Raw genomic sequence first — 13,136 nt, 5'->3', positions numbered from 1 at the left:
TTAAGGATACTTCTATTTCTAAAAGAGATGTTAATGCTTTTTATAGAGATTTAAAATGTAGTATTTTTACATAGCTATGAAAAAAACAACGAACAAATCGGGTTTCGTCTTTAAAACCTACGAAGCTCCCAATCAATCTCCGTTTGATAAACTCTTTGAGATATTTAAAGAACTCATTACCCACACATCTGGCGACTTTGACGAAGCTATAGATTGGCTACGTCAATTAGATAAAGAGTATAAATTAACGACTCCAGAATATACCATTGATGATTTTATAGAAGACTTAGAATCTAAAGGCTACATCAGAGAAGAAATTGATGCTACAGGTGATGGTCAAGGTGGCAGCGGAATGGCCATTACGGCAAAAACAGAGCGCGCTATTCGCCAACAAGCCTTAGATCATATTTTCGGTAAGATTAAACGCAGTGGTTCAGGCAATCATAAAAGTAAAGGTGTTGGTCTTGGTGATGAGCATACGGGAGATTTTAGAGCCTATCAATTTGGTGATGGTTTAGATAAAGTCTCCATTACGGAAAGCATCAGAAACGCCCAAATTAACAATGGTATCGGCGATTTCAGCCTTACAGAAGACGATTTGGTTGTGGAAGAAACACTTCATAAAAGTCAGATGAGTACGGTGCTGATGATAGATATCAGCCATAGTATGATTTTGTATGGTGAAGACCGTATTACTCCTGCTAAAAAAGTCGCAATGGCATTAGCTGAATTAATCACCACACGTTACCCAAAAGATACTTTAGAAATTTTAGTTTTTGGAAACGATGCTTGGCCGATTAAGATTAAAGAATTACCCTATTTAAAAGTCGGGCCTTACCACACCAATACAGTTGCAGGCTTGCAATTGGCAATGGACATGTTGCGTAGAAAACGAAATACAAACAAGCAAATTTTTATGATTACGGATGGGAAACCGAGTTGCTTGCGTTTGCCAGACGGTCAGTATTATAAAAACAGTAACGGTTTAGATCCATACATTACCAATAAATGTTATGCGATGGCACAGCAGGCGAGACGTTTGCATATACCTATCACAACATTTATGATTGCTGAAGATCCATATTTAATGCAATTTATACGTGAATTTACGCAAGCCAATAGAGGTAAAGCGTTTTACACAGGATTGAAAGGATTGGGTGAAATGATTTTTGAAGATTACGAGAATAATAGGAAGAAACGGATTAAAGGATAAAAAAGAAGCCCATCCTAACCTTCCCAAAGGGAAGGAACTAGCAATATTACTTTAAATCCTTATTAGTTTCTCAGTTACTTGAAGTTGAATAGATAGGATTGTCCCCTTGAGGGGACTTTAGGGGTGTCTAAAAAAGAATAATAGGAATTAGAAAAATAAAATATTAAATGAAAATAGAACATATTTCTACACTAGGAGAACTAAAAAAAGCAGGCTACCAATCAAAATCTATAAAAGATGAATTGAGAGATAACCTCATTGAAAATATTAAAAATAAGGTCACCACATTTGAAGGGATTCACGGTTATGAAAATACGGTGATTCCTGAATTGGAACGTGCAATTTTATCGCGTCATAACATTAATTTACTAGGTTTACGAGGTCAAGCAAAAACACGTTTGGCGCGTATGATGGTGAATCTGTTAGATGAATATATTCCTGTGGTGGAAGGTTCAGAAATTAATGATGATCCTTTAGCTCCAATTTCTAGATTTGCATTAGAATTGGTTGCAGAAAAAGGGGATGATACTCCAATTACTTGGTTGCATCGCGATGAACGTTTTGCTGAAAAGTTAGCAACACCAGATGTTACAGTTGCTGATATTATTGGAGATATCGATCCTATAAAAGCGGCGAATTTAAAATTGAGTTATGCCGATGATCGTGTGATTCATTACGGTATGATTCCACGTGCCAATCGTTGCATATTCGTCATTAATGAATTGCCAGATTTACAAGCACGAATTCAAGTCGCTTTGTTTAATATTTTACAAGAAGGTGACATTCAGATTAGAGGTTTTAAATTGCGATTAGCTTTAGATATGCAATTTGTATTTACGGCGAATCCTGAAGATTATACCAATCGAGGTAGTATTGTAACACCGTTAAAAGATAGAATCGGTTCTCAAATTTTAACGCATTATCCCGATTCTGTGGAAACGGCAAGAACTATTACCTCTCAAGAAGCGAAGTTAGATTCTAGACAAGCGGAAGCTGTTTATGTTCCAGAATTAGCGAAAGATGTCTTAGAACAAATCAGTTTTGAAGCCAGAGAAAGTGAATATGTGGATGTTAAAAGTGGTGTGAGTGCACGAATGAGTATTACCGCTTTTGAAAATTTATTGAGTACAGCCGAGCGACGTGCTTTACTTTCTGGTGATGAGAAAACGTCAGTACGCTTATCTGATTTTGTTGGAGTAATTCCTGCCATAACAGGAAAAGTAGAATTGGTGTACGAAGGAGAACAAGAAGGAGCTGATTTTGTTGCCAATGCCTTAATGGATAATGCGGTTAAGACCTTATTTCCTAAATATTTTCCAGCTATAGAAAAATTGGAAAAGCAAGGAGAAGAAACACCTTATGACGATTTATTATCGTGGTTTTTTCAAGGCAGTGGCTTCGAATTGTTAGATGATTTTGACGATGCCACTTACAAAGCAAAACTAGATGAGGTATTACCTTTAGATACGTTGATTGCAGATTACCAACCAGAAATTGATCCAAAAGACGTTTATTTTGAAAAAGAGTTTATTCTTTGGGGATTGGTACAGTTTAAAAAATTGAGTAAGTTCCGTTATTCAGAAGGGACTCAGTTTCAAGATCCTTATGGGAGTTATATTAACGGGTTGTAGAAGAAATAATTTTAAATTTTCCAGACCTGCAAGGTTCCAAAAACCTTGTAGGTCTTTATAATTATTACTTTTTGATAAACTTTTTAGTGATTGAAATGCTTTCTATATTAATGTCACTTTCTATAGATTAGAACATTAAGTTTTATACCTACAAGGTTTTGGAAACCTTGCAGGATATTATCGTTTTTCTTTTAGGATAACATAAAAATTACGATTAAGGTTAATTGGTTTTTTACTTGAAGAAGTTCCTAAAGTTTGCCATTCTGCTTTTGGGTAAAGCCACTGCTCGTCATCGCCAATGCTAATTTTGACAGGTAAATTAAAACCATTGACAGTATTTGTCCAGCGGTATTTTAAAACTCTATTTTTATGCGAATATTCAAGTGTTGGAATCCGAACATCTCTCAAATACTGATTAAAGAAAGCGCTTAAATCAATACCAGAGTGTTCACTTAAATAATCTTCAATTTGTTTTGTTGTGACTGTTTGATGATAAAATTCAGAATTTAAACCTCTAAGAATTTGTCTCCATTTTTCATCATCTTCAACCAATTGACGCAACGTATGCAGCATGTTGGCTCCTTTATAATACATGTCTCCAGAACCTTCATTATTCACATGGTATGCACCTATTAAAGGTTTGTCATTTTGAACATTTTTTCGTGTACCAATCACATAATCTGCTGCCGCTTCTTTACCGTAGTAATAATCTAAAAACAGATTTTCGGAATAAGATGTAAACGCTTCATGAATCCACATGTCTGCAATATCTTTATTAGTAATGTTGTTGGCAAACCACTCGTGGCCAGCTTCATGGATTATAATAAAATCGAATTTTAAACCCCAACCAGTTCCAGATAAATCGCTTCCTAAATAGCCTTGCATATATTTATTGCCATAGGTCACTGAGCTTTGGTGTTCCATACCCAAATAAGGGACTTCAACCAATTTAAAACTATCTTCATAAAACGGATAAGGGCCGAACCAATGCTCAAAGGCTTTCATCATTTTTGGAGCATCTTTAAAATGTGTTTTAGCTTTTGCGAGGTTGTCTTTTAGGACATGATAGTTCATATCCAAGTCACCTTTCTCTCCTTGGTAAACTTCAGAAAAATTAGCATAATCACCAATATTAACATTGACACCATAGTTGTTAATAGGATTATTTACAAACCAATGTGAAGTTACTGTATTGTTATTGTTTTCAACTAATTGTCGCAACCTACCGTTAGACACATTAGTTAAGCCTTTTGGGTTGGTAACACTAATAAGCATACTATCCACTTCATCGTACATGTGGTCTTTGTTTGGCCACCAAACACTTGCGCCTAATCCTTGGCAGGATGTGGCTACAAAGTGTTTTCCATTTTTATCTTTTTTCCAAGAAAATCCACCATCCCAAGGGGCACGTTTAGCTTCCTTTGGATTACCCTTATAATAGATTTCTATTGAATTTACATCTCCAATAGTTTGATTCGATTTTAAAGTAATAAAGTGCGCATTTCTTTCATGACGTACCTCTAATGCTTTACCATTTTGAATCGCTTTTGTAATTTCTAAAGGCGATTGCAAATCGATTTGCATCACCTGATAAGACTTTAAGACTTTATAATGAATGGTGTTTTTTCCTGAAATAAATTTGGTATCAGGTTTCACTTCAATGTCTAAATGATAATAAGTTAAATCCCACCAAGCACGTTCTGGAGTAATTGAACCTCTTAAAGTGTCTTGTTTTGTGAAGTTGTTTTTTTCTTGAAGCAAACCTTGACTTTGGCCGCTCGTTATTATTAAAATAGCTGAAAGTATTAATAAAAATCTCTTCATATTCTTTTGATTGTTAATCCTTTACTGAGGACAGGAAACTGTTGAGTGCTTATTCTTATGGCTCTTTTAAATTATTTATTCGTGTTATAACATACAACTTTACTAGAGTGTGCTATTCACGTCTAGTCTCCTTCCCTTTGGGAAGGCTAGGATGGGCTTTTTTCTACCTCATTATTTTATTAGGAAAAACAACCACACTCTCATGCCCATTTTCTCCTACAGCCGCCACACCGAAGAACGAGTTATCAATAACAATGCCGTCTAAAGTGAATTCCGTCACACCTTCAACATATCTGCTATTATCCCAAGTTGGCGAAGTGGTATCGCGCCAATAAATTTTATAACCTTTTGCTCCATCAACTTTAGTCCATTGTAATTTGGCAGATGCTTCTACAATGCCTCCAATACCAACTTCTGTTGGTGAAGGTGGAGCGGAAGCAAGGTTGGCCATAGTTATGGCGTTTACCGCAGTTAATTTTTTACAATACGGAAAGTTAACATGCTCAAACGTATCTCCGTAATTAATACCATTTTCAGTTCTGATATCTTGATGCTGTTGTGTGTAGTTTTCGTGTGCTTCCATAATTCGGATGCCTGGAAAACCAGCATCGTTAAAAGGTCTGTGATGGCCTCCTCGTCCAAAACGGTCTAAACGATATACCATCATCGGGTTCATTTCTGGCATGTATGTTTTGGTCGTTTTATGAATATATCTAGCGAGTTGTCGCGATGTGCCATCAACTTCACCACCATAAAAACGACGACCTCTTGCTTGTCTGGCTAATTTTTTAGCATCTGTTTCATCAGTTGTAATGGCTTCAGAAAAAATTCGGAAGGTACGGTTGTCAATCACACCATCGACACCAGAAATGTTTCCAATCATGTCGTTATTTAAAACTCCAATAATATCCCAATTGTTGTCTTTGGCATATTTAGCTAAACCTTGTCCACCAAAAAGGCCTTGTTCCTCTCCTGAAAGTCCGACGTAAATAATACTATTTTCAAACTTATATTTCGATAAAACACGTGCAGCTTCCATAGCACCAGCCATACCAGTAGCGTTGTCATTGGCACCAGGTGAATCAGACGTAAAATCATTAGGATCAGAAACTCGAGAATCTATATCACCACTCATTATAATAAAGCGGTTTGGGTATGTTGTGCCTTTTTGAATAGCCACCACATTAACCACCATAACGTCTTTTACAATACGCTGATTGGTTCCTTTTTCTACTAAATCTTTTTGATAAAATACATTTAAGCAATCGTTACAATCTTTGGAGATCGCATCAAACTGCGATTTTATCCAACGACGCGCGGCACCAATACCACGAGTTTCAGAAAGGGTGTCACTTAAGGTGTGTCGTGTGCCAAAATCAGCTAAAGTTTTGACATCGTTTTTTAGTCTTTCCTCAGAAATAGCTTCAATAATGTCGTAAATTTTTGAATCTGTTTGTGCTGATACAGTCAAGGATAGTAATACGGTTAAGAATGGTAGTATATATTTCATGTGTTATTAATTTTCAAGTTTTAAAGTTCCAAAAATATTGGCATCAATCCAACCTCTATTTTTATCGTTTCCTGGCACGTGAACCGAACCTATAAAGTTTTCACGCGTTTCGCTTTTATCGTTATCACAATAGGCTAGGGCAAAGCCCATCACTTTTCCTGGTTGAAGTTTTATAGGTGTATTTTGTTGATCTTCTTTATAGGTGTCATCATAAAGTGAAATTTTTACTTCCCAAATGGTGGTGTTTCCTGTTGTGATGCGTTTGGATGCGATGTGCGAATTATAAAGTTTTCCTTTTTTATCTGTTGACATATCTACCACATTACCATCTAAAGCGATGTGATAGGCAAATGCGTTGTGGTTGTATTGATGTTCGCCACCACTATGGTCTTCGTCTATAAATATTTCTAGGCAATCATCGTCCCACCAAGCCACTAAGGGATCAGCGTTATTGTCAATCAAAATATCATCTTTAATTTCGGCTAAAAGGTACAACGCATCGTTAGACCAAGATAATTTGTAACGACCAGAAAAATCGTCTTTTGTATAAGCGTTACCCAGCCATAACTGGTCTAGAGGCAACCAAAAATTGTTAGTCCAAGTCGCTTCGTCTGCTTTTCCATCAATAACAGGTTTTGTTTTTGCTTTTCTTACCGTTATGAGTTGATTAATTTTCTTAACCTCATTAATTTTCTTTTTATAGACGAATTTTACAGTCTCAACGTTGCCTTCATTTTTAACATCGACATAAACATGCATTTCGGTTTTAGATACTTTTTCAAAAGTCATGCCTTCAAAAACAACCTTTGTTTCGGTAATGTATTTTAAGGGGAAATCAATAGTTTCATCTTTGGTTTCCCATCCTTTTAAATCAGGTCCAAAATGTTTCAGTTGTAGTATGAGTGAATTTTCAATCTCTCTAATCACTTCAATTTCATAAAACGTAACTTTTCCATCATTAATGAGTTTGAAAGTCGCCATCATAGAACCTCCAGAAGGTGCACTCCAAATTTCTTCTGTGATGCCACCAAAGGCTTCTCCATGCCAAGTGCCAGAAATCCATGCGATATTTTCAAGTTTAGGTTCGAGTTGTTTTTCTTGTGAGTGTAGTCCAAGTGATATAGTACATAAGACAATGAGCAGATATTTCACGGTGTAAATTCTTTAGTATTTTTTTTATAATCAGTATCTTTCGTCAAGATACTATAAAGTTTAAATATGAGCAATTTCGGAAGATTATTAGTTGTATTATTAATGGTGAGTTTTAGCTGTGGCGACGCACCAAAGGTTGCAGAACAGGTGAATCCTGAAACGTTTTGGGGTGAAAACCCTTGGCCAGAGATTAGAAAAGAGCGTATTAATACATTATTACCAAAAGCCTTAATAGCAGCTAATGTAGATTGCTGGTTAGTGATTTGCAGAGAAAATAATAACGATCCCATTGCAGACCATATTGGTGGCGAGAATGCTGGAGGTACGGCTGTATTTTTGTTTTATAATGATGATAGTGGTTTTCATTCTTTAGTGTTCTCGCCATCTGGTGAAGCTACAGCTTTAGATGATTTAGATATTCATGATACCGTGATAAGCGTTGAGCGTGGTAAATCTGCGGTGGAAATGGCAACTGCGTTTGTAAAAGAAAAGGATTTTAAAACAATCGCTGTTAACTCGTCGGAATCTAATGCTGTGGCAGACGGTTTATCTTATGTGCAACGTAAAAACATAGAAGCATTTTTAGGTGACCAAAGTGATCGTTTAGTATCCTCAACTGATTTAGTGTACGAGTGGTTGTCTATAAAATTACCTCAAGAAGTTGAAATCTTGAAAAAAGCCGCACAACTTACGGCAGATTGGCAGATTGAAGCCTATAAACAAGTGATTCCTGGCACCTCGACTGATGCTGATATTGCTAAATTTTTAAAACAAAAAATGGCTGAATATGGAGTGACAGATGGTTGGGCACCAGACCAAAACCCGAATGTGAATTCTGGTGCAGATCGCGGCCATTCGCATGCTACAGACAAAGTGATTATGCCAGGTGATGTGATTCAAATCGATTTTGGTATTAAGGTTTATGACCGTTGGGTGAGTGATATTCAACGTTTTGCTTATGTCTTAAAAGCTGATGAAACTGAAGCACCAAAAGACATTATGCATTATTGGGAAAGTGGTAAAGCCGGAAATAGAGCCGCCTTAGCAGCCATGAAACCTGGTGTAAAAGGAGTTGATGTCGATAGAGCGCAACGTGTGCTTATGAAAAAAGCAGGTTCTGAGTATGTAATGTGGAGTACAGGCCATCCTGTAGGTTATGTGGCGCATGATGTTGGTCCTAATTTAGGTGGATCGCAAGCCTCGCATGTGAGGCCAGCTTCCGAAAAACAACTTAAAGCAGGTATGACCTTTGCTTTTGATGGTTTTCATTCTTGGAAATTAAAAGATGGTGGTATAAAAACCATTTCGGTAGAAGAGATGGCAGTTGTAAAAGAGAATGGTGCGGAGTATTTAATTGCGCCTCAGGAAGATCTTGTATTAATAACGACTAAATAGTCTCATATTAGAGTAATACTCTTGATGGTTTTAGAGGTGTAATGAGCAACTTTTATTATTGAATAAAAGTAACGCGAGAAATTAATTCATTTCTAACTTCGTAAATGGCAATAGCATAAAATGTTTTTCCATTGATTTTTACCTTTTCTTTATCGATGACTTTATTGCCAATAACAATTCTATTTACAATTTCAGCATTTAAATCTGGAGTACTTTTAAAAAAACTAGCGTATTGTTTTCTTAAAGCGTCTTGCCCTTCTGAGATTGGTGTGTACGGAAATGTAAATAACATCACGTCTTTGGTATAGGTTTTTACAAAACCATCAATGTCTCTGTTGTTGTAAACTTCTAATTGTTCGTTTACAATATACTCTGGGTTAGCGTCTGTTTTAGAATTGCTAAGAAAGGTCATAACTTTAATATTGTCCGCATCAGTTTCGTAAAAAGTAACTTGGCGCTCTGTGGTATTATTTAACGTGACTAATTCTTCATCTATAACCATATTTTTATGGATCATTCTATTGATGACCTTCACATGAGATTTTTCATTTTTCTTAAAAAACTGCTTATAACTTTCTCTTAAAGTAGCACGACTTTCGTACATTTTTGCTCTTGGAAACCGGTTGACAATCACATTGGCATCAAAAGCCATGGCAAACTCATCTAATCTGCGATTATTAAATGGTTCAATATGTTTTTCTACAAGCCTTGCAGCTTCTTTTTCTAGCGCCATAGTTTCGGCTTCTGTACTTTCTTCAGTGGTTTCTTCTACAGTTTCGACGACAGTTGTGTCTATTGGAATATCTCCAACTAAAAGTAATTTTGTACCAGAAGCATTAGTCGCTAAACGTGTTATTTTTGTGATACCTAATGAGGCCAAATCAGCAACTTTTTTCCAGTTATTATCGCGTTGCAGTCGTAATTTGTATAGTATGTTATCTTTACCTAAAAGCAAGGTTTTACTATCTAACCAACAGATATCTTCAACATTTTTAAGGGTATTGGCTATGACTTTAATTTTTCCAGTTTTAGGATTTAAGGATTTTATTTGCCATTGATTCTTATTGGTTTTTGAAATAAAACTAATTAAATCAGAATCTGGGATTTTATGAAATGATCGTCCAACATTTGAGGCGTATTTTTTATTGGTTGCGTTTATAATATTAGAGACATAAAGATTCAGTTTTTCATCTTCTATTACCGCAGATACAACAGTTTCAGCATCAGCCCAAGTGTAATAAGCCACTACTAAATCTTTAATGAGTTCTGTAGATTCGCCATTTCTTAAACTGTAAGCATACAATTGCTGTTTACCATCGGTATCTAAACGAACGGCAGAAACTTCTTGTTGATTGGGAATTTTTATGGGAGAATACTCGCTACCATCTGTAAAGTTGATCCAGATTTTAGCGTTGTAACGTGTGTCGTATTTTGCAATATCGGTTTGTCCACTTCTGGTTGAAGCAAAAACAATGTAGCGATCATCTAAAAACGACGGTTGGTTGTCATAACCTTGGTTGTTAGAAATATTTTTAATGTTATTGAATTTAATAGTTCCGTTGGTCGTTGCAATGTCACCCAGAAATATTTCAGTATTAGATTGACCGAATGCAAAAAATGGTAGTAAACATGAGATGGTTAGGAAATTACGCATGGCTTTAAGTTTTTTTTAAAGATAGAAATTTTATCAGTGACTTGGTTATTAATTTTTTATTACTACATTTGTAGTATTAAAACTATAATTGTGGATATAAAACAGTTAAACAAATCAGAATTACAAATCATGAAGTATTTGTGGCTACTTGAAAAAGGATTTATGAAGGATATTGTCGAGAAATTTCCTGAGCCAAGACCAGCTTACACAACAATTTCAACCTTATTAAAACGTATGACGGATAAGCAATATATTGGTTTTGAGCGTTTGGGAAGGGATAAACAGTATTTTCCAATTCTTAAAAAGAATGACTATTTCACCAAGCAGGTGAATGGGATGATTCAACATTTTTTTAATGATTCTAAAGCCCAATTTGCATCATTTTTTACTAAAAATGCGGATTTGTCCATGGAAGAATTGCAAGAATTACAAGAACTTTTGAAACAGAAAATCGCCAATAAAAAGAACACATGATTACTTATTTCATTTATACCATTATAAGTTTAGGTGGTGCTTTTGCACTTTACTTTTTGTTATTAAGGACACAAAAGACCTTTCAATTCAATCGTTTTTATCTTATTGGCTCTTTACTCTTATGTTTAATAGCACCATTTTTAGAAATTGAACTGTTTAGTGCTGTTCCCAGACTTATTGAAATTCCTGCTGAACCCTTTACAGTATCTAACGTGGTTACTGAAAATATAGACAATGTATCGTTTGAAGATGTCGCAGTGGTAAATGAATCACAAGTCAGTCCTGTGTTTTATATGTTCTTAGTCATATCGTTTTTGCTGGTATTTCGATTTTTGAAAAACCTTTTTAAACTTTATCGACTCACGAGAGGTAAATACGAAGGTTTTGGAAAACTCAAATTAATCAGGCAGTCGGAATCGAATATGGTTTCAAGTTTTTTTAATTACATGTTCATTCACGAAAACCAGAATTTAGAAAACGATGACTTTTTAAATATTGTAAAACATGAAACTGTGCACTATCAGCAATGGCATTCGTTAGATGTGATTTTAATGGAACTTTTAATATGCTTGTTTTGGTTCAATCCGTTGGTGTGGTTGTATAAAAAAGCCATTTTACAAAATCACGAATATATTGCAGATGATCTATCTGTATCTTCTGGCATTGACATTGAAAATTATGCCAACTCCATTATCAATTTAGGACACAAGGAACACCGTGTTCCTCTTACTAGCGGATTTAATTTCATTCAAATCAAAAATCGAATTATTATGTTACATCAATCAAAATCATCACTTTTAAAACGAACCGTAAACATTTCATCAGTACTCTTACTTTTTGCAGGCATCTTTGTGTTTAGTTCTTGTAAAGCAGACTTAGAAGATGCTTTAGTCGAAGATACATTAATTGTTGTGATCGATGCTGCACATGGCGGACATGACGATGGTAATTTAAATGAAAAGGATGTTGTTTTAAATATTTCTAATAAGTTAAGTCTAATGAGTAGCGCTAAAATTAAAATTATAACAACTAGAGATAATGATACATTTTCTACATTAGAGGAACGTACAAATTTTATGAATGCTCAAAATCCAGATATCGTAATTAGCTTACATTGCAATGCGCATTCTGATGTATCTATTGATGGAATTGAAGCTTACTATAACGATAACAATGAGTTTAAAGAGAAAACGTATGCCTACAGCAAAATTTTATTAGAAAATCAAATGGATGTATTTTCTACTAATCGTGGATTGAAGACCGCAGGTATGTATGTTTTAAGACATGCAACGCGTCCTGCTGTTGTTTTAGAACTTGGATTTCTTACTAATGACCGCGATAAAGCAATTTTAATGAATTCTGAAAAGCAAAAAGAAATTGCTGAATCTATTTTTGAAGCATTAGAGGAAATTAGAGTTAACAACTAAAAGTAAATTAAAAAAGCCAACTCAACCGAAATCATGAATCGGAAGAATTGGCTTTTAACCATTCAACTTAACTTAACCTAAATTCTTAAAAGCAGTACTTATTTTCTGCTTTTACTTTTTCTGCAATTTCGTTACGTAAATCAACAATATCTGGATAGTTGGTGTATTTCGTAAAACGTTTAAGACCCATAAGCATCATGCGTTGCTCATCTCCTTCAGCAAAAGAAATAATACTTTCTTTTCCTTTAGATTCTACAATACTTACGGCATTATATAAATATAATCTAGACATTGCGATTTGTACCGCTTGTTCTTTTTCGCTTGTGCGTTTCGCGTTTTTCTCAGTTCTTAAAATTGTAGATTCTGCCATGTAGATTTCAATTAAGATATCTGCAGCCGCAATTAGTAACTGTTGGTGCTTTTCTAAATCTGGTCCAAATTTTTGAACCGCAGAACCAGCAACCATTAAGAATACTTTTTTCAATTTAGCAATCATTGCTTTTTCTTCTGAAAATAACTCAGAGTAATCTGGTGTTTCAAAAGAAGGAATACCCATTAATTCGTCAGCCACAGCAGTTGCAGGACCTAATAAATCAACATGACCTTTCATGGCTTTCTTAACTAACATACCAACAGCTAACATTCTGTTAATTTCGTTAGTTCCTTCGTAGATACGAGCAATACGTGCATCTCTCCAAGCCGCTTCCATAGGTGTTTCTTCCGAGAACCCCATACCACCAAAGATTTGAATCCCTTCATCGGCACAATTTTGAACATCTTCAGAAACTGCTACTTTTAATATTGAACACTCAATGGCATATTCTTCAACACCTTTAAGTTCTGCTTCTTGATGCGT

At 35.3% G+C, this 13,136-nt stretch carries 10 protein-coding genes; 5 read left to right on the top strand and 5 right to left on the bottom strand.

What is annotated here, in order from left to right; translation table 11 throughout:
- The first annotated feature begins 76 nt into the window (after nt 1-76).
- Nucleotides 77-1,213, top strand: a complete 1,137-nt coding sequence (locus AB8B52_RS14105; protein WP_406029230.1) for a vWA domain-containing protein — start codon at nt 77-79, stop codon at nt 1,211-1,213.
- A 167-nt stretch (nt 1,214-1,380) separates the two neighbouring features.
- On the top strand, nt 1,381-2,844 hold the full coding sequence (locus AB8B52_RS14100; RefSeq protein ID WP_406029228.1) for a magnesium chelatase: 1,464 nt from the start codon (nt 1,381-1,383) through the stop codon (nt 2,842-2,844).
- A 177-nt stretch (nt 2,845-3,021) separates the two neighbouring features.
- Here AB8B52_RS14100 and AB8B52_RS14095 read toward each other — a convergent pair whose 3' ends face one another.
- The 3 genes from AB8B52_RS14095 to AB8B52_RS14085 form a co-directional block, all read right to left on the bottom strand.
- Nucleotides 3,022-4,668, bottom strand: a complete 1,647-nt coding sequence (locus AB8B52_RS14095; RefSeq protein WP_406029226.1) for a M1 family metallopeptidase — start codon at nt 4,666-4,668, stop codon at nt 3,022-3,024.
- A 163-nt stretch (nt 4,669-4,831) separates the two neighbouring features.
- A complete protein-coding gene (locus AB8B52_RS14090) occupies nt 4,832-6,178 on the bottom strand; it encodes a M28 family peptidase (RefSeq protein ID WP_406029224.1) in 1,347 nt (448 codons plus the stop codon).
- Between the two features lie 6 nt (nt 6,179-6,184).
- On the bottom strand, nt 6,185-7,330 hold the full coding sequence (locus AB8B52_RS14085) for a DUF6265 family protein (protein ID WP_406029222.1): 1,146 nt from the start codon (nt 7,328-7,330) through the stop codon (nt 6,185-6,187).
- Between the two features lie 66 nt (nt 7,331-7,396).
- On the opposite strand from AB8B52_RS14085, the gene AB8B52_RS14080 reads away from it, so the two are divergent.
- Complete coding sequence (locus tag AB8B52_RS14080; RefSeq protein WP_406029220.1) at nt 7,397-8,725, top strand: M24 family metallopeptidase; 1,329 nt, start codon at nt 7,397-7,399, stop codon at nt 8,723-8,725.
- 55 nt (nt 8,726-8,780) lie between these two features.
- On the opposite strand, the gene AB8B52_RS14075 is transcribed toward AB8B52_RS14080, so the two are convergent.
- Nucleotides 8,781-10,379: a nuclear transport factor 2 family protein gene (locus AB8B52_RS14075; protein ID WP_406029218.1), complete on the bottom strand. Its 1,599-nt coding sequence runs from the start codon at nt 10,377-10,379 to the stop codon at nt 8,781-8,783.
- Nucleotides 10,380-10,415: 36 nt separating this feature from the next.
- Between AB8B52_RS14075 and AB8B52_RS14070 the strand changes: the two genes are divergently transcribed.
- Complete coding sequence (locus AB8B52_RS14070; RefSeq protein ID WP_406029216.1) at nt 10,416-10,853, top strand: BlaI/MecI/CopY family transcriptional regulator; 438 nt, start codon at nt 10,416-10,418, stop codon at nt 10,851-10,853.
- Nucleotides 10,850-12,280 (top strand): N-acetylmuramoyl-L-alanine amidase, encoded by a 1,431-nt coding sequence (locus AB8B52_RS14065; protein WP_406029214.1) that lies wholly within the window; start codon nt 10,850-10,852, stop codon nt 12,278-12,280. Before AB8B52_RS14070 ends, AB8B52_RS14065 begins: the two co-directional genes overlap by 4 nt.
- Nucleotides 12,281-12,365: 85 nt before the next feature.
- Here AB8B52_RS14065 and AB8B52_RS14060 read toward each other — a convergent pair.
- Nucleotides 12,366-13,136: acyl-CoA dehydrogenase family protein (locus tag AB8B52_RS14060; RefSeq protein ID WP_406029212.1), on the bottom strand; the 771-nt coding region annotated here is incomplete at its 5' end.

The sequence above is a fragment of the Winogradskyella sp. genome, assembly GCF_045105575.1.
GTDB lineage: Bacteria > Bacteroidota > Bacteroidia > Flavobacteriales > Flavobacteriaceae > Winogradskyella.
This window is presented reverse-complemented; position numbering and strand designations above follow the sequence as displayed.